Annotated in this window: 18 protein-coding genes; 15 read left to right on the top strand and 3 right to left on the bottom strand. The window is 65.4% G+C overall.

Features of this window, described 5'->3' with window-relative positions; translation table 11 throughout:
• The first annotated feature begins 18 nt into the window (after nt 1-18).
• The gene (locus tag HJG53_RS00470) at nt 19-1,230 is read left to right on the top strand and encodes an FAD-dependent oxidoreductase (RefSeq protein WP_171127286.1); all 1,212 of its coding nucleotides are present in this window, start codon (nt 19-21) and stop codon (nt 1,228-1,230) included.
• Here HJG53_RS00470 and HJG53_RS00475 read toward each other — a convergent pair.
• Entirely contained in the window at nt 1,227-2,447 is a 1,221-nt protein-coding gene (locus tag HJG53_RS00475) for an NADP-dependent isocitrate dehydrogenase (RefSeq protein WP_171127287.1), read from the bottom strand. The two genes, HJG53_RS00470 and HJG53_RS00475, sit on opposite strands and share 4 nt — an antisense overlap.
• 112 nt (nt 2,448-2,559) lie before the next feature.
• Between HJG53_RS00475 and HJG53_RS00480 the strand changes: the two genes are divergently transcribed.
• Both HJG53_RS00480 and HJG53_RS00485 read left to right on the top strand, forming a co-directional pair.
• Entirely contained in the window at nt 2,560-3,294 is a 735-nt protein-coding gene (locus tag HJG53_RS00480; protein ID WP_171127288.1) for a phosphatidylserine decarboxylase, read from the top strand.
• Nucleotides 3,294-4,094, top strand: a complete 801-nt coding sequence (locus tag HJG53_RS00485) for a phosphatidylcholine/phosphatidylserine synthase (RefSeq protein ID WP_254447455.1) — start codon at nt 3,294-3,296, stop codon at nt 4,092-4,094. Before HJG53_RS00480 ends, HJG53_RS00485 begins: the two co-directional genes overlap by 1 nt.
• On the opposite strand, the gene HJG53_RS00490 is transcribed toward HJG53_RS00485, so the two are convergent.
• Complete coding sequence (locus tag HJG53_RS00490) at nt 4,027-4,251, bottom strand: hypothetical protein (RefSeq protein WP_171127290.1); 225 nt, start codon at nt 4,249-4,251, stop codon at nt 4,027-4,029. The two genes, HJG53_RS00485 and HJG53_RS00490, sit on opposite strands and share 68 nt — an antisense overlap.
• Before the next feature lie 210 nt (nt 4,252-4,461).
• On the opposite strand from HJG53_RS00490, the gene rpsB reads away from it, so the two are divergent.
• The 12 genes from rpsB to rpmE all read left to right on the top strand — a co-directional run bounded on the left by rpsB (nt 4,462) and on the right by rpmE (nt 15,714).
• Nucleotides 4,462-5,235 (top strand): 30S ribosomal protein S2, encoded by a 774-nt coding sequence (gene rpsB / locus HJG53_RS00495; protein WP_171127291.1) that lies wholly within the window; start codon nt 4,462-4,464, stop codon nt 5,233-5,235.
• A 123-nt stretch (nt 5,236-5,358) separates the two neighbouring features.
• Complete coding sequence (gene tsf, locus HJG53_RS00500; RefSeq protein WP_171127292.1) at nt 5,359-6,306, top strand: translation elongation factor Ts; 948 nt, start codon at nt 5,359-5,361, stop codon at nt 6,304-6,306.
• 135 nt (nt 6,307-6,441) lie between these two features.
• Nucleotides 6,442-7,164, top strand: a complete 723-nt coding sequence (pyrH, locus tag HJG53_RS00505) for a UMP kinase (protein ID WP_171127293.1) — start codon at nt 6,442-6,444, stop codon at nt 7,162-7,164.
• A gap of 1 nt (nt 7,165) precedes the next feature.
• The gene (frr, locus tag HJG53_RS00510) at nt 7,166-7,723 is read left to right on the top strand and encodes a ribosome recycling factor (RefSeq protein ID WP_171127294.1); all 558 of its coding nucleotides are present in this window, start codon (nt 7,166-7,168) and stop codon (nt 7,721-7,723) included.
• A gap of 74 nt (nt 7,724-7,797) precedes the next feature.
• Entirely contained in the window at nt 7,798-8,466 is a 669-nt protein-coding gene (uppS, locus tag HJG53_RS00515) for a polyprenyl diphosphate synthase (protein WP_171128067.1), read from the top strand.
• Complete coding sequence (locus HJG53_RS00520; protein ID WP_171127295.1) at nt 8,463-9,248, top strand: phosphatidate cytidylyltransferase; 786 nt, start codon at nt 8,463-8,465, stop codon at nt 9,246-9,248. Before uppS ends, HJG53_RS00520 begins: the two co-directional genes overlap by 4 nt.
• Entirely contained in the window at nt 9,245-10,405 is a 1,161-nt protein-coding gene (locus HJG53_RS00525; RefSeq protein WP_171127296.1) for a 1-deoxy-D-xylulose-5-phosphate reductoisomerase, read from the top strand. The genes HJG53_RS00520 and HJG53_RS00525 overlap by 4 nt, the downstream gene beginning before the upstream one ends.
• A complete protein-coding gene (rseP, locus tag HJG53_RS00530; RefSeq protein WP_171127297.1) occupies nt 10,402-11,535 on the top strand; it encodes an RIP metalloprotease RseP in 1,134 nt (377 codons plus the stop codon). The genes HJG53_RS00525 and rseP overlap by 4 nt, the downstream gene beginning before the upstream one ends.
• A 100-nt stretch (nt 11,536-11,635) precedes the next feature.
• On the top strand, nt 11,636-14,335 hold the full coding sequence (gene bamA / locus HJG53_RS00535) for an outer membrane protein assembly factor BamA (RefSeq protein ID WP_171127298.1): 2,700 nt from the start codon (nt 11,636-11,638) through the stop codon (nt 14,333-14,335).
• A complete protein-coding gene (locus tag HJG53_RS00540) occupies nt 14,335-14,925 on the top strand; it encodes an OmpH family outer membrane protein (protein WP_171127299.1) in 591 nt (196 codons plus the stop codon). The genes bamA and HJG53_RS00540 overlap by 1 nt, the downstream gene beginning before the upstream one ends.
• 1 nt (nt 14,926) lies before the next feature.
• Nucleotides 14,927-15,400: a 3-hydroxyacyl-ACP dehydratase FabZ gene (fabZ, locus tag HJG53_RS00545; RefSeq protein ID WP_171127300.1), complete on the top strand. Its 474-nt coding sequence runs from the start codon at nt 14,927-14,929 to the stop codon at nt 15,398-15,400.
• An 83-nt stretch (nt 15,401-15,483) separates the two neighbouring features.
• Nucleotides 15,484-15,714: a 50S ribosomal protein L31 gene (rpmE, locus tag HJG53_RS00550; protein ID WP_171127301.1), complete on the top strand. Its 231-nt coding sequence runs from the start codon at nt 15,484-15,486 to the stop codon at nt 15,712-15,714.
• A 65-nt stretch (nt 15,715-15,779) separates the two neighbouring features.
• Here the strand turns inward: rpmE and HJG53_RS00555 are convergent, their stop codons facing one another.
• Complete coding sequence (locus HJG53_RS00555) at nt 15,780-16,271, bottom strand: hypothetical protein (protein ID WP_171127302.1); 492 nt, start codon at nt 16,269-16,271, stop codon at nt 15,780-15,782.
• Nucleotides 16,272-16,276: the final 5 nt, after the last annotated feature.

Raw genomic sequence — 16,276 nt, forward strand, 5'->3', positions numbered from 1 at the left:
GCCATAAGGAGGCGAGAATTGGCCGAACATCAGCTCGTCATCGCCGGCGGCGGTCCGGCCGGGATGATGGCCGGCCTGTTGTTCGCGCGCGCGGGCGTCCGGACGCTGGTGCTCGAGAAACATGGCGACTTCCTGCGCGACTTTCGCGGCGACACGGTGCATCCGTCGACCCTGGACCTGATGGACCAGCTCGGCCTGCTCGACCGCTTTCTCGAGCGCCCGCATGACAAGGTGCGGACGCTCGGGGGACGTGCGGCCGGGCGCCAGCTCACCATCGCGGACTTTTCGCATCTGCCGGTGCGCGCGCCCTATATCGCGATGATGCCGCAATGGGAGTTTCTCGATTTCCTGGCCGATGAAGCGCGGCGTTATCCGAGCTTCACGCTGCGGATGAACGCGGAGGCGGTAGGCCTCCATATGGAAGAGGGTCAGGTTACGGGCGTCGAACTGGCCTGCGGCGAGATCTGCGCGGCGTGCCTCGTCATTGCCGCCGACGGGCGCCGGTCGGTGCTGCGCGGGGCCGCCAGCCTGCCGCTCAGGGATCTTGGCGCCCCGATCGACGTGCTGTGGTTCCGCCTGCCGCGAAAAGCGGGCGATCCGGAGACCACCGGGGGCACCTTTGGCCCCGGCACGCTCGTCGTGCAGATCAACCGCGGCGATTACTGGCAGTGCGCCTATGTCGTTCCGAAGGGCGGCGCCGAAGCCCTGCGCGCCGCCGGGCTCGACGCATTCCGGCGGACCGTCGCAGCCGCCAGCCCGACGCTGACTGAGGCGGTGCAGGCCCTGACCGACTGGGATCAGCTGAGATTGCTTTCCGTATCGCTCGACCGGCTTGAGCGCTGGTGGATGCCCGGCCTGCTCGCCATCGGCGACGCCGCGCACGCCATGTCGCCGGTGGGAGGCGTCGGCATCAACCTTGCCATCCAGGATGCCGTCGCGGCGGCCAACATCCTGGCGGAGCCGCTCGCCCAAGGTGCACCCGTATACTCGTTGCTGGCGAAGGTGCAGCAGCGCCGGTTGCTGCCGACCCGCATCATCCAGCGCGCGCAGAAGACGATTCACGATCGCTTGCTGAAGCCGCTGATTTCAGGCCAGATCAGCTTCGAGAAGCCACCGCTTGCGATGCGGCTGCTGAACCGCGCGCCGCTGCTGCAGCGCATTCCCGCCCGGTTGGTGGGCCTGGGCGTCCGGCGCGAACATATCCGCTCGCCGGACGCCTTTGGGAGTTAAGCCCAGCTCGCCATTTCCTTTTCGAGATTGGCGCGGATGGTTTCGAAGAACTGCTCGGTGGTCATCCAGGGCTGATCCGGGCCGATCAGGATGGCGAGGTCCTTGGTCATCGCGCCCTGTTCGACGCTGGCGATGCAGACGCGCTCGAGCGTTTCGGCGAAGCGGGTAACGTCCGGCGTGTTGTCGAAGCGGCCGCGATATTTGAGGCCGCCAGTCCAGGCGAAGATCGAGGCGATCGGGTTGGTCGAGGTCGCCTTGCCCTGCTGGTGCTGGCGGAAATGGCGGGTGACGGTGCCGTGCGCGGCTTCCGCTTCCACGGTCTTGCCGTCGGGCGAGAGCAGCACCGAGGTCATCAGGCCGAGCGAGCCGAAGCCCTGCGCGACCGAGTCGGACTGCACGTCGCCATCGTAATTCTTGCAGGCCCAGACAAACTTGCCGCTCCACTTGAGCGCGGAGGCGACCATGTCGTCGATCAGGCGATGTTCGTAGACGATGCCAAGCTTCTCGAACTGAGGCTTGAATTCATTCTCGAACACTTCCTGGAAGATGTCCTTGAAGCGCCCGTCATAGGCCTTGAGGATGGTGTTCTTGGTCGACAGATAGACCGGCCACTCGCGTAACAGGCCGTAATTCATCGAAGCGCGCGCGAAATCGCGAATCGAATCGTCCAGATTGTACATGCCCATGGCGACGCCGGAGGAGGGGAATTGGAATACCTCCTCATCGATTACGGTGCCGTCATCACCTTCGAAGACCATGCGCAGCTTGCCGGGGCCGGGTACGCGGAAGTCGGTCGCCTTATACTGGTCGCCAAAGGCGTGGCGGCCGACGACGATCGGGTCGGTCCAGCCGGGGACCAGGCGGGGGACGTTCTTGATCACGATCGGCTCGCGGAAGACGACGCCGCCCAGGATGTTGCGGATCGTGCCGTTCGGCGACTTCCACATCTTCTTGAGGCCGAATTCCTCGACGCGCGCCTCGTCCGGGGTGATGGTCGCGCACTTCACGCCGACGCCGTATTTCTTGATCGCTCGGGCGGATTCGACGGTGATCCTGTCCTCCGTCTCGTCGCGCTTTTCGATGCCGAGATCATAATATTCGAGATCGATGTCGAGATAGGGCAGGATCAGCCGCTCGCGGATCCACGCCCAGATGATCCGCGTCATCTCGTCGCCATCGAGTTCGACAACGGGGGTTTTCACCTTGATCTTGGCCATGGCGTGCGTCTTCCTGAATATGGGTTGCCGCGGCTCTTAAGGGTGGCGTGCGGAACGATCAACGGCCCATCCGGCGTTGTGCACGGGCAACCCCACGCCTAAGCAGGTCGCCATGGCATCTTTAGAAAAGCCGCCGGTCGTCACCACCAACGTGAAATGGCGCTGGCCCTCGGTCCACCCGGACGGACGCAAATTCGTCCTGATCTCGGCGGTTCTCGCCTTCATCTTCGTCTTTTTCGTGTGGGACGAGCTCGGCTTTGCGCTGATCGGGCTGACCATCTGGGTGGCGGCCTTTTTCCGCGATCCGATCCGCAGCGTGCCGCAAGGGGAGGGGCTGGTGATCGCGCCGGCCGACGGGCTGATCACGCTGATCCAGAGCGTGCCGCCGCCGCGGGAACTCTCCGGACCGGATGGCCTCGGCGAAGCGCCGATGATCCGTGTATCGATCTTCATGAGTGTGTTCGACGTGCACATCAATCGCAGCCCGATTGCCGGCACGATCCGGCAGGTCGTCTATATCTCGGGCAAATTCCTCAACGCCGATCTCGACAAGGCGAGCGAGGACAATGAACGCCAGCATTTTCTGGTGGAAGGCGCCGACGGCACGCGGATCGGCTTCACCCAGATTGCAGGCCTCGTCGCCCGCCGAATCGTGCCGTTCGTGAAGCCCGGCGATACGGTCGGACGTGGTCAGCGGGTCGGGCTGATCCGCTTCGGCAGTCGCGTCGACGTCTACCTGCCGGCGGGTACGACTCCACGGGTGGCGCTCGGCCAGCGGACGATCGCCGGCGAGACGGTGATCGCGAAGATCGGCGAGAGCGAAACCGTCACCGGCATTCCGCAATGATGCCGGAACGCCCCCGCCGCGGCATCTCGCTGCGCGCGATTGCGCCCAATGCCGTGACCGCGCTCGCGCTCTGCACCGGCTTGAGCGCGGTGCGGTTCGCGATCGCCGACCAATGGGCGCTGGCGGTCGCAATGACGATCACCGCGGGCGTGCTCGACGGCATGGACGGACGCATCGCCCGTGCGCTGAACGGCCAGAGCAAGTTCGGCGCCGAGCTCGATTCGCTGTCGGACGTGATCGCGTTCGGCGTTTCGCCCGCGCTCGTGATGCACCTTTGGGCGCTGCAGCAATGGCCGCGGCTCGGCTGGATCTTCGCGCTTGCCTATGCCGCCTGCATGGCGCTGCGCCTTGCCCGCTTCAATGCACGCATCGATGTCGAGGACCAGCCGCACAAATCGGCGGGCTTCCTGACCGGCGTCCCTGCCCCGGCGGGGGCGGGGCTGATGCTCTTGCCGTTGATCCTGTGGCTCGCGTCGGATCAGCACTGGGATTGGCTGCGCGACTATCGCCTGGTCGCCCCCTGGGCTGCGCTGATCGCGTTTCTGGCGATCTCGAGCGTGGCGACCTTCTCCTGGGGCTCATTGCGGCTCCGGCGAAGCGCGAGGCTTCCTGCGCTCGTCATCATCGCCGTGGTGGCCGGCGCACTGGTCTCCGCGCCATGGGAGACGCTGACCGTCGTCTCCATCGTCTATCTCGCGCTGATCCCGTTCAGCATCCGGTCCTATGGCCGCGTCAAGCGGCGGCGGCGCGCCGCTGCGGTATCGCCCGAAGCTCAGGCCGGCTCCACGCCCGCTGCCTGACGCGCACGCGGGGCGCGGCGGCGCGGGCACCGGCCAGTTCCTCGCCGCTGAGGATTGCCATGACGCGCTGCCATTCGCCCCGCAGCATGGCCGTGATCATCCCAAGCGCACCGAGCGCCGCCAGGGTGAAGAAAAGAGCCGAGAAAATCTGCGCCATCCGAACCTCCCTGAGGTCAGGAGCATCAATGCCCCATGACTCCGTTGGTTCCTATGTTCCCGATATGTTCCACGTCTGTCAAGCTTGCTTTTGACTCAGCTCACCGCTAAGGGGCCGCGCATTCCGCATGGATGGCACACATACCGGTGCCCTGAACTTGCTTCAGGGTCACAGCCGTCCAGAGGTATAACCGGGTAGGAGATACATATCATGGCGGCACCCACCGTCTCGTTGCAGGCGCTCATCGAAGCGGGCGCGCATTTCGGTCACCAGACGCATCGCTGGAACCCCAAGATGAAGCCGTACATCTACGGCGATCGCAATGGGGTCCATATCCTCGACCTCTCGCAGACCGTGCCGCTGTTCGCGCGCGCGCTGGACTTCATCAGCTCATCGGTTGCGGCCGGCGGCAAGGTGCTGTTCGTCGGCACCAAGCGCCAGGCGCAGGAGCCGATCGCCGAGGCCGCGCGTCGTTCGGGCCAGCATTTCGTCAATCACCGCTGGCTGGGCGGCATGCTCACCAACTGGAAGACGATCTCGAACTCGATCAAGCGCTTCAAGGCGCTCGAAGAGCAGCTGGCGGGCGACACGCACGGCCTGACCAAGAAGGAAGTGCTGCAGCTGACCCGCGAGCGCGACAAGCTCGAGCTGTCGCTGGGCGGCATCCGCGACATGGGCGGCATCCCGGACGTGATGTTCGTGATCGACGCCAACAAGGAAGAGCTCGCGATCAAGGAAGCCAACACGCTGGGCATCCCCGTCGTAGCGATCCTCGACTCGAACGTGTCGCCGGACGGCATTGCGTTCCCGGTGCCGGGTAATGACGACGCCAGCCGCGCCATTCGTCTGTACTGCGACGCGGTTGCGACGGCGGCGACGCGTGGCGGCCAGCAGGGCCAGGCGCAGCGCGGCATGGACATCGGCGCGATGGCCGAGCCGCCGGCCGAGGAAGCGCTGGCTTCAGAAGAGCCTGCGGCAGCCTGATATTTTCACCGGTTTGGGCTGAGCTTGTCGAAGCCCTCCCTTTTCTTGCCTCGGTGTAAAGAAAGGGAGGCCTTCGACAGGCTCAGGCCAAACCGGATTGAGACACATTCGAAGGAGCATGACATGGCGGAAATCACGGCCGCGATGGTGAAGGATCTGCGCGAGCGCTCGGGCGCCGGCATGATGGACTGCAAAAAGGCGCTCGCCGAGACCAATGGCGACATCGAGGCGGCGATTGACTGGCTGCGCGCCAAGGGGCTCGCTTCGGCGGGCAAGAAGGCCGGGCGTACCGCCGCCGAGGGCCTGGTGGGCGTGGCGACCCAAGGCACCAAGGGTGTGGTGGTCGAGGTGAACTCCGAGACCGACTTCGTTGCCAAGAACGAGCAGTTCCAGGCGTTCGTGCGCGACGTGACGCAGCTGGCGCTGACCACTGGCGACGACGTTCAGGCGCTGCTCGGCGCGACGCTGAACGGCAGCACGGTGCAGGAGGTGCTGACCTCCAACATCGCGACGATCGGAGAGAACCAGAACCTGCGCCGCGCCAAGACGCTGAGCGTCGGGCAGGGCGCGGTCGTGTCCTATGTCCACAACGCCGCGGCGCCGGGCATGGGCAAGATCGGCGTGCTGGTCGCGCTGGAAGGCGATGCGCCTGCCGACAAGATCGAAGCGCTCGGCAAGCAGCTGGCGATGCACATCGCGGCCGCTGCTCCGCTGGCGCTCACCGGCGAGGGCATCGACCCGGCGATCATCGAGCGCGAAGCCGCCATCGCCAAGGAGAAGGCAGCCGACAAGATCGCCGGCAAGCCGCCGGAAGTGGTCGAGAAGATCGTCAAGGGTCCGGTCGACAAGTTCCGCAAGGAGAATGCGCTGCTTTCCCAGGCGGTGGTCTTCGACGGCAAGACGCCGGTGCAGGACTTCGTCGCGGCGGAAGCCAAGGCGGCGGGCGGCTCGATCCGCATCGCCGACTTCGTCCGTTTCCAGCTTGGCGAAGGCATCGAGAAGCAGCAGAGCGACTTCGCTGCCGAAGTCGCGGCGACCGCCGGCGTGAAGAAGGCCGACCCGGTCGCTTGATCCTGTGCCCCGGCTCAGGCCGGGGCCCATACTCGTTAACGCCTGGACTCCGGCCTGCGCCGGGGTGCAGGCTATGCTTGGCAGCGGCTCCGTCGCTGACTAAGAGTCCGCGCCTTGCCTCCCGATCGGAACGTCATGACTCGCCCCCGCTTCAATCGTATTCTCCTGAAGCTGTCCGGCGAAGTGTTGATGGGAGACGGGCACGCGATCGACCCCGCCGTGACCGCCCGCGTCGCCCGCGAGATCGCGGACGTGAAGGCGCAAGGATATGAGATCTGTGTGGTCGTCGGCGGGGGCAACATCTTCCGCGGGTTGGCGGCGGCCGCCAAGGGCTTCGAGCGGGCGACGGCGGACTATATGGGCATGCTCGCGACCGTGATGAACGCGCTCGCCGTGCAGAACGCGCTGGAGCAGATCGGCGTCGACACGCGCGTCCAGTCCGCCATTCCCATGGCGTCCGTCTGCGAGCCGTTCATCCGACGCCGTGCCGCGCGGCACCTGGAAAAGGGGCGGGTGGTGATCTTTGCCGCCGGCGTCGGCAGTCCGTTCTTCACGACCGACTCCGGCGCGGCGCTGCGCGCGGCCGAAATGAAGTGCGACGCGTTGTTCAAGGGCACTTCGGTGGACGGCGTCTATGATGCCGATCCGAAGAAGGTTGCGACCGCAAGGCGTTTTGATACAATCAGTTACGACCGTGTTCTCGCCGATAATCTGAAGGTGATGGACGCTTCGGCCGTTGCCTTGTGCCGCGACAACGATATTCCGATCGTGGTGTTCAACATTCGCGAGCAGGGAAATCTGGCGCGGGTGCTGAACGGAGAAGGCACGGCGACGATCGTACAGACGCAAGGGGAGTAGGATGCCAGCCTATAGCAAGAGCGATATCGAGCGCCGCATGCATGGCGCGGTCGAGTCCCTGAAGCATGATCTGCAGGGGCTGCGCACCGGACGTGCGTCCACGACCATGCTCGATCCGGTGAATGTCGAGGTCTACGGATCGCACATGCCGCTGAACCAGGTCGCGACCGTCTCGTCGCCCGAACCGCGCATGCTGTCGGTGCAGGTGTGGGACAAGTCGAATGTCGGACCGGTCGACAAGGCGATCCGCTCGGCGGGCTTGGGCCTGAATCCGATCGTGGACGGCCAGACGCTTCGTCTGCCGATCCCCGACCTGACCGAAGAACGGCGCAAGGAGCTTGCGAAACTCGCCTCGCAATATGCTGAAAAGGCGCGGATTGCGGTGCGAAACGTCCGCCGCGACGGCAATGATGCGCTCAAGCAGGACGAGAAGAAGCACGAGATCAGCGAGGATGAGCGCAAGCGGCTCGAGACCGAGGTCCAGAAGCTGACCGACGCGACCATCGCTGAGATCGACACAGCGACTGCGGCCAAAGAGAAAGAAATCCTGGGCAAGTGATCCCGCTCAAGGTCAGCCCCGATCAGGCGCCGGCAAACGGCGCGGGGGTTCTGCCGCGCCACGTTGCGATCATCATGGACGGCAATGGCCGCTGGGCGAAGGCTCGGAGGCTGCCGCGCGTGGCGGGACATCGCCGTGGAGTGCAGGCGGCACGCGAAGTGGTCCGCGCGGCGGGCGATCTCGGCCTCGAAGTGCTGACCCTCTATGCCTTTTCCTCGGAAAACTGGCGGCGTCCCGCCGAGGAAATCTCGGACCTGATGGGCCTGCTGCGGCGGTTCATCGTCGACGATATCGACGAACTGGCGGACGCTGGCGTAAGGCTGCGCGTGATCGGTGACTATCAGGCGTTCCAGCCTGACGTGGTGCGCCTGATCGACGGGGCGATCGCGCGCACGGCATCGAACGGTAAGACGACGCTGGTGATCGCGCTCAACTATGGCTCGCACAATGAGCTCGCGCGCGGCGCGCGGCTGCTCGCCGAACGGGTGCAGCGCGGCGAGATGGCGCCGAGCGAGATCACGGCCGAGACACTGTCGGAGGCGCTCTACACTGCCGATCTGCCGCCTGTAGACCTGCTGATCCGCACTTCGGGTGAGCGGCGACTGTCCAACTTCCTGCTGTGGCAGACGGCCTATGCCGAGCTGCTGTTCGTCGACACGCTCTGGCCGGACTTCGGCAAGGTGGAGCTGGCCGCGGCATTGCAGGATTTCGGCCGGCGGGAGCGCCGCTTCGGCGGACTATGAGTTCGAAAGGCAGCGGCGGCTCCGACCTGGGCGTGCGCACCGTAAGCGGTGTGGCGATGATCCTGGTCGCGCTTGCTGCGCTGTGGTTCGGCGGGATCGCCTTCTGGGTGCTGACCTCGGTGGCGGCGATGCTGATGCTGGCCGAATGGGGCGATCTCGTCCAATCCGATCCCAAGCATAAGCGGCTGGCACTGTTCGCGGCGTGCGTGCCGCTTGCGATCATGTCGCCGCTTGCCGCCGGCGTCGATTTCTTCGCCGTCGGGCTGATCGTGGGCGCTGCCTTTTTCGTGACGATCATCACGCGGAAGCCGCGGCTCGGTTTCGGCGTCGCCTATGTGGCTTTTCCGGCGCTCGCGCTGCTGTTCCTGCGCGGACAGGAGAATGGCCTGCTGCTCGCTCTGTGGACGCTCGCAACCGTCTGGGTGACCGACATCGGCGCTTATGCGGCCGGGCGGAGCATCGGCGGCCCGAAGCTGGCACCGAGCGTCAGCCCGAACAAGACCTGGGCGGGACTGATCGGCGGGGTCGCGGCGGCACTGGTGTTCGGCCTGCTGCTGTGGCGCTTCGCCGGGCTGCGGCTGCAGCTTGCCTTTGCCAGCCCGATCCTCGCCGTGATCGCACAGATCGGCGATCTCTATGAAAGCTGGCTGAAGCGGCAGGCTGGCGTGAAGGACAGCGGCACGCTGCTGCCCGGCCATGGCGGCCTGCTCGACCGGCTGGACGGGTTAGTGCCGGTGGCGCCCGCCGCGGCGGGCCTGATCCTGCTGGACAAGTTACTGTGACGCGCAGCGTCTCGATTCTCGGCGCGACCGGCTCGGTCGGCAGTTCGACCCTCGACCTGATCGAGCGCGCGCCGGATCAGTATCGGCTCGTCGCCGTCACCGCGAACTCGGACGTACGTAAGCTGGCGGCAATCGCCCGGCGAACGGGTGCCGAACTGGCGGTGATCGCCGACGAGCGGCGCCTGCCGGAGTTGCGCGACGCGCTCGCCGGCACGCAAACCCGCGCTGCCGGGGGCGAGACTGCAGTGATCGAAGCGGCGAGAGCTGGCGCCGATTGGACGATGGCGGCGATCGTTGGCTGTGCCGGGCTCCAGCCGGTGATGGCGGCGGTCGAGCAGGGCGGCACCGTCGTGCTCGCCAACAAGGAGCCGCTGGTATCCGCGGGCGACCTGATCCTCGACGCGGCGCGGGGGACCGGCGCCACGATCCTCCCGGCCGACTCCGAGCATAATGCGATCTTCCAATGCTTCGACTTCGCCCGGCCGGAACGGGTGCGGCGCGTGATCCTGACGGCGAGCGGCGGGCCTTTCCGTGACTTGAGCTTGGCCGAAATGGCGAACGTCACCGTCGAGCAGGCGGTCGCCCACCCGGTCTGGTCGATGGGCGCGAAGATCTCGATCGATTCAGCCACGCTGATGAACAAGGGGCTCGAGCTGATCGAGGCCGCGCGCCTCTTCCCGGTGCCGGCCGAGCGGATCGAGATCATCCTGCACCGGCAGTCCGTCATTCACTCGTTGGTCGAATATGTCGACGGATCGATGCTGGCGCAGCTCGGCTCGCCGGACATGCGGACGCCCATCGCGCACACGCTGGCCTGGCCGGACCGGATGGAAACCCCGGTGGCGCCGCTCGATCTGGCGGCAATCGGCCGGTTGGACTTTGCCGCGCCAGATTCCGAGCGTTTTCCGGCTCTCCGTCTTGCCCGGGAAGCGCTGGAGGCGGGTGGGGCGCGGCCCGCCGTCCTCAATGCCGCCAATGAAGTGGCGGTCGCCGCATTTCTGGATCGGCGCATCGCGTTCCTCCAAATCGCCGCAATTGTGGAAGAGACGATGGAGCGCTATGACCCGGCGGCGCCTCGACGGATCGAAGACGTGATCGCGATCGATCGAGAGGCCCGCTCCCACGCCGCCGAGGCGATGAAGGTGTTCGTCGATTGAGCCACGCTCCCGGTCTGCTTCTCACCGTCCTGGCCTTTCTTGCGGTGATCGGACCCCTCGTGTTCGTGCACGAGCTCGGCCATTATCTCGTCGGCCGCTGGTTCGGCGTGAAGGCGGAGGCATTCTCGATCGGCTTCGGCCGCGAGATGTTCGGCTTTACCGACCGGCTCGGCACGCGCTGGAAGTTCGGCTGGCTGCCGCTGGGCGGCTATGTGCGCTTTGCGGGCGACATGAACCCGGCCAGCCAGCCCGACCCGAAATGGATGATGCTGCCGGCCGAAGAGCGCAACCGGACCTTTTATGCCAAGCCGGTATGGCAGCGCGCGCTGATCGTCGCGGCGGGTCCGATCACCAATTTCCTGCTGGCGATCCTGATCCTGGCCGCGTTCGCAATGGCGATCGGCGTCAATCGCACCCCGCCGGTCGCGGGCGCAGTCCAGCCCGGCAGTGCCGCAGCTGCGGCGGGCATGCTCGCCGGCGATAGAGTGGTTTCGGTCAACGGACGCCGGATGAGCGACTTTGGCGACTTCGCCGAATATGTGATCGCCCGTCCCAACCAGTTGCTTAACGTGGAGGTTCTGCGCGGCGAGCGTGAGCTGACCCTCTCCGTCACCCCAAAGACGCAGTATCGCGTGGACCGCTTCGGCAACAAATATCCGTTTGGCCGGCTCGGCGTGGCGTCGCCCCGGCCGGTGATCGAGCGCGTCGGCCTGCTGGAAGCACCCGGCGTCGCCGTCGAACAGACGATCGGCATCGTGCGGATGATGATCGACGGCCTTGGGCAGATCGTCACCGGCATGCGCAGCGCCAAGGAACTGGGCGGACCGCTGCGCATCGCGCAATTCTCAGGGGAGGCCGCGAGCGCGGGGGCGATCAGCTTCGCTTATCTCGTGGCGCTCATCTCGATTAATCTCGGATTCATCAACCTGTTGCCAGTTCCGATGCTGGATGGCGGCCATCTGCTTTTCTACGGACTGGAGGCGGTGCGGCGGAAGCCGGTCGACCCGCAGGTCCAGGAATGGGCGTTCCGGTCCGGGCTGTTGCTGCTGTTGGGATTGATGCTGTTCGTGACGTTCAACGACCTGTCCGCCTTCGGCCTTCTGCGCGGGCTTAGCGGCTTGATCGGCTAGGCGGGTTCGGGCAGGGCGCGAGCGACTTTTTCTTTGCACAATCCAGCATGATTTTCGGGGTGGGTATCGGGTGACGGCCTCAGTGAAGCAGAATAATCGCATGCGGCCGCTCTCCGCCTTGCTGGCGGGCACGATGCTGACCGGGCTGTCCGCGCCGCTCGCCGCCCAATCCACGGGCGCGCCTGCCCCTGCGCAGCCGGCACCCGAAGCGCAGCCAGCGTCGGTCGCCGCGCCGGCCGAAACCATCACCCAGATCAACGTCGTCGGCTCGCAGCGCATCGAGCCGGATACGGTGCGTTCCTACATCAAGCCGCGGCCGGGCGATCCGTATACGGCCGAAGTCGGCGACCAGATCATCAAGGACCTGTTCGCGACCGAGCTGTTTGCGGACGTGACGGTGCGCCAGGCCGGTGGCGTGGTGACGATCGAGGTGAAGGAAAACCCGGTCATCAACCGCATCATCTTCGAGGGCAACAAGCGGCTGAAGGAGGACAAGATCCTCAAGGAGATCCGGCTCGCGCCGCGCCAGATCTTCACCCGATCGAAAGTGCGTGCCGACGTTGCCCGGATCATCGAGCTTTATCGCCGCCAAGGCCGTTACGCGGCGACCGTCGATCCGCAGATGGTCATGCTCGACCAGAACCGCGTCGACATCGTCTATGCGATCGTCGAGGGCGCCAAGTCGCGCGTCCAGCAGATCAACATCATCGGCAACGAGAAGTTCAAGGACGATCGGCTGCGCGGCGAGATGGCGACCAAGCAGTCGCGGCTGACCAGCTTTTTCAGCTCGAACACCAGCTTCGATCCAGACCGGCTTGCCTATGACCAGCAAAAGCTGCGGCAGTTCTACCTGACCGAGGGCTATGCCGATTTCCGCGTCGTCTCCGCCATCGCCGAACTGACCCCCGACAAGCGCGACTTCATCATCACCTATGTCGTCGAAGAGGGCGAGCGCTACAAATATGGCGACGTGAAGGTCGAGAGCGACCTGCGCGACTTCAAGCCGGATTTCGCCAAGACCATCCTGCCGATGAAGAAGGGCGACTGGTATAACGCCAAGCAGGTCGAGGACACGGTCAACGGCCTGAACGAGACGGCCGGTCTGCTCGGCTATGCCTTTGCCGAATCCGACCCGCAGTTCGAGCGCGACGCCGAGAAGAAGGAGATGAACCTCACCTTCCGCATCGCCGAGACGCCGCGCGTCTATGTCGAGCGGATCAACATCAACGGCAACACGATCACCCAGGACAAGGTCGTGCGGCGCGAGTTCCGCCTGCAGGAAGGCGATCCGTTCAACAGCTTCCAGGTGAAGCGTTCGAAGGACCGCATCCAGTCGCTCGGCTATTTCCAGGAAAAGTTCGAGATCGACCAGAAGCCGGGATCGACCCCGGACCGCGTCGTGCTCGAAGCCAATCTCGAGGAAAAGCCGACCGGATCGCTTTCCTTGTCCGCCGGTTTCTCGAGCCTCGAGCGCTTCATCGTCAACGCGTCGATCGAGCAGAACAATTTCCGCGGACTGGGCCAGACGCTGTCGGCGTCGGTCAACTATTCTTCCTATTCCAAGTCGATCGAGCTGGGCTTTGCCGAGCCTTATCTGTTCGACCGGAACATTGCGTTGGGCGGTAACATCTTCCGTCGCGATTACAGTTCGTTCAACTTCGTCAACGGCAACGACCGGAACACCACCTACAGCCAGGTTTCGACCGGCTTCCAGCTGCGGCTCGGCATTCCGATCACCGAGTTCATGCAGCTGCAGACGCGGTACAGCCTCTCGGTGGACGATGTCGGCCTGGGAGCGCAATATTTCACGAACGGCGTCTGCGATCCGCTGATCGCCGGCCGCTTCCTGTGCGACGCGATCGGCACGCGGACGACGTCTTCGATCGGCTATTCGCTCGTTCACAGCACGCTTGACAACGGCATCCGCCCGACACGCGGCAATCGCCTGGTGCTCAACCAGGATTTCGCCGGCCTGGGCGGCAGCGTGAAGTATCTTCGCACGCGTCTCAATGCCGACAAATACGTCAATCTTGGCCAGGGCTTCGTCGTCAATTTCTCGGCCGAGGGCGGCTATATCCACTCGTTCGAGGGCAAGCGCCTTGATGCCTCCGGCAACGAAGTCGACCCGGTCCGCCTGATCGACCGCTTCTACCTCGGCCAGCCCCAATTCCGCGGCTTCGACATTCGCGGCGTCGGCCCGCGCGTGCAGCGCCAGGCCTATGCGACGGACGCCACAGGCGCCTATATCCCGATCAAGGACGCGAACGGCAACATCACCGGCTATCAGGTGAATACCGAGCGCAAGCAGCTGCTCGCCGACGACGCGATCGGCGGCCGCGCCTATTATCTCGGCCATATCGAGATGCAGATCCCGCTCGGCTCCGGCGCGAGGGAGCTGGGCTTGCGTCCATCGGTGTTCATGGACGTTGGCGCGGTGTTCGGCGTCAAGCGTCCGACGCTGATCAATCTCCCGCCGAACAGCCCTGGCCTGATCCGCGACATTCTGGACACGCAGGGCCGGGCGCAGTGTTTGACGCCGGGGCAGAACGGCGCGGCCGGTACACTGAGCGTCCGCCCCTCCACCGGGTGCCCGACCGGCACGACCAATTATACTCAGACCCTACCGGCATTCCGGGAAGTGTTTCTCGGCGATACGCCGAAGCCGCGCCTGTCGGTCGGGTTCGGCGTGAACTGGAACTCGCCCTTCGGTCCTTTCCGCATCGACGTCGCCAAGGCTCTGATCACCCAGAAGGGTGACGATCCGCAGCTCATCACCTTCAACGTAGGAACGCAATTCTGATGAACATGATCCTGAAGTCGGCCACGGCCGCCCTCGTCGTCCTCGCCCCGGCTGCCGCCAGCGCCCAGCGGCTCAGCCCCGCGGCGATCGCCGTCGTCGACACCGACCGCATTCTGCGCGAATGCACCGCCTGCAAGACGGCGCAGACGCAGCTGCAGACGCAGGTGCAAGCTCTGCAGACCCGCCAACAGCAGCTCGCCGCGCCGCTGCAGACCGAAGCTCAGGCGATCCAGACCGCCGTGACCGCGCTGCAGGGCAAGCAGCCCGACGCCGCGCTGCAGACCCGCATCCAGTCGCTGCAGACCCGCCAGAACACCGCCAACCAGGAACTGGGCCGGCAGGAGCAGACGATCCGTTCCACCCAAGCGCATGTGGTCCAGCAGATCAACCAACGGCTGGGACCGATCATCAACGCCCAGTTGGCGGCGACCGGCGCGTCGATCATCGTCGATCGCGGCGCTGCGCTGGCGGTCGCGCCCAACATCGACATCACCAACACGGTGCTGGCGGCGCTCAACCAGCAGCTGCCGAGCGTCAGCGTGACGCCGCTGCCGCAGCAGGCCCAGCCGGCACAGCCGCAGAGCCGCTAGCATGAGCGCGGGCGAGGGGAGTTCAAAGGGGCCTCTGGACATTACCAGGGTCTTGGCTGCGCTCCCCCACCGCTTCCCGATGCTGCTGGTCGACCGGGTCGAGGAACTCATGCCGGACCAGCGCATCGCGGCCATCAAGGCGGTGACGTTCAACGAAGGCTTTTTTCAGGGGCACTTTCCCGGCCGGCCGATCATGCCGGGCGTGCTGATCGTCGAGGCACTCGCCCAGGCGGCCGGCGTGCTGGCGGTCGAGTCGCTGGGCCTGAGCGGCACCGGCAAGCTCGTCTATTTCATGGCGATCGAAGACGCGAAGTTCCGCAAGCCGGTCGAACCGGGCGTGCTGCTGCGACTGGAGGTCGAGTTCGTCCAGAAGCGCTCGAAGGTGTGCAAATTCGCCGGCCGCGCCACGATCGACGGCCAGGTCGCGGCGGAAGCGAACTTCACGGCGATGATCGCGGACCCGCCCTCCGCCTGAGGTTGTAACAACCGGCGCGGTCTGCTAGCGGCGCGCCTTCCTTTTCAGAGGCCGGTCGGAACCGGCCGCTCCGGAGACGTACGATGAAGAAGGGCGTTCACCCCGATTACCACATGATCACCGTCCAGATGACGGACGGCACGACCTACCAGACCCGCTCGACCTGGGGCAAGGAAGGCGACACGCTGGCGCTCGAGATCGATCCGCTGGCGCATCCGGCCTGGACCGGCGGCACCGGCCGTCTGCTCGATCAGGGTGGTCAGGTCGCCCGCTTCAACAAGCGCTTCGGCGGCCTCACGCTCGGCAAGAAGTAAGGTATTCCCCGGCGCAGGCCGGGGTCCACCGACTTTCTGGGCCCCGGCCTTCGCCGGGGACCGGATCACCGCATGAAATCGGCCGGGTTCGGCGTCGGGCGATTGCAGGCGAACTGATAGCCGCGCTCGCAATCGCGGACCTGCATGCGCCAGACATACATCGCATCGGCATAGGCCCGTTGCTGCCGATCATATTGCGCGGCATTGGCCGCTATGCTGGCGTCGCGGGCGCGCATGGCGCTCAACCAGGACGACATGTCGCTGGCATATTGAGCCTGCAGATCGGCCTGGATGGCGGCGGCGTTCACCGAACTGCCTGACGTGATATTCGCGGTCGAGTTGGCGCGGGCGACATCGTCGCGCGTCTGCGCATTGATCGCTTCGGTGCGCACTTGGGGCTTGTCATAGCCGCGGTCGTTCGGCAGTGGCGCGCGGGGCGTGCCAGGATCATCCTTCGATCCCGGCTGGGTCGGCGGTGTGGTTGCAGCGGCGTTTTGGGCGATCGCGGGCGCGGCGAGCGCGAGCAGGGCCGCGCCGGCAACAAGGCGCTTCAGCATTCCAT

It is taken from the genome of Sphingomonas sp. ID1715 (genome assembly GCF_013044515.1).
In the GTDB taxonomy this organism is placed as follows: Bacteria; Pseudomonadota; Alphaproteobacteria; order Sphingomonadales; family Sphingomonadaceae; genus Sphingomonas_B.

Coding starts and splice junctions, on each gene's coding strand:
- HJG53_RS00555 (WP_171127302.1), bottom strand. CDS start 16,271: ATGCTGAAGCGCCTTGTTGCCGGCGCGGCCCTGCTCGCGCTCGCCGCG.
- fabZ (WP_171127300.1), top strand. CDS start 14,927: ATGAGCGCGGGCGAGGGGAGTTCAAAGGGGCCTCTGGACATTACCAGG.
- HJG53_RS00475 (WP_171127287.1), bottom strand. CDS start 2,447: ATGGCCAAGATCAAGGTGAAAACCCCCGTTGTCGAACTCGATGGCGAC.
- rpsB (WP_171127291.1), top strand. CDS start 4,462: ATGGCGGCACCCACCGTCTCGTTGCAGGCGCTCATCGAAGCGGGCGCG.
- pyrH (WP_171127293.1), top strand. CDS start 6,442: ATGACTCGCCCCCGCTTCAATCGTATTCTCCTGAAGCTGTCCGGCGAA.
- uppS (WP_171128067.1), top strand. CDS start 7,798: ATGGACGGCAATGGCCGCTGGGCGAAGGCTCGGAGGCTGCCGCGCGTG.
- tsf (WP_171127292.1), top strand. CDS start 5,359: ATGGCGGAAATCACGGCCGCGATGGTGAAGGATCTGCGCGAGCGCTCG.
- frr (WP_171127294.1), top strand. CDS start 7,166: ATGCCAGCCTATAGCAAGAGCGATATCGAGCGCCGCATGCATGGCGCG.
- HJG53_RS00540 (WP_171127299.1), top strand. CDS start 14,335: ATGAACATGATCCTGAAGTCGGCCACGGCCGCCCTCGTCGTCCTCGCC.
- HJG53_RS00480 (WP_171127288.1), top strand. CDS start 2,560: ATGGCATCTTTAGAAAAGCCGCCGGTCGTCACCACCAACGTGAAATGG.
- rpmE (WP_171127301.1), top strand. CDS start 15,484: ATGAAGAAGGGCGTTCACCCCGATTACCACATGATCACCGTCCAGATG.
- HJG53_RS00490 (WP_171127290.1), bottom strand. CDS start 4,251: ATGGCGCAGATTTTCTCGGCTCTTTTCTTCACCCTGGCGGCGCTCGGT.
- HJG53_RS00485 (WP_254447455.1), top strand. CDS start 3,294: ATGCCGGAACGCCCCCGCCGCGGCATCTCGCTGCGCGCGATTGCGCCC.
- bamA (WP_171127298.1), top strand. CDS start 11,636: ATGCGGCCGCTCTCCGCCTTGCTGGCGGGCACGATGCTGACCGGGCTG.
- HJG53_RS00520 (WP_171127295.1), top strand. CDS start 8,463: ATGAGTTCGAAAGGCAGCGGCGGCTCCGACCTGGGCGTGCGCACCGTA.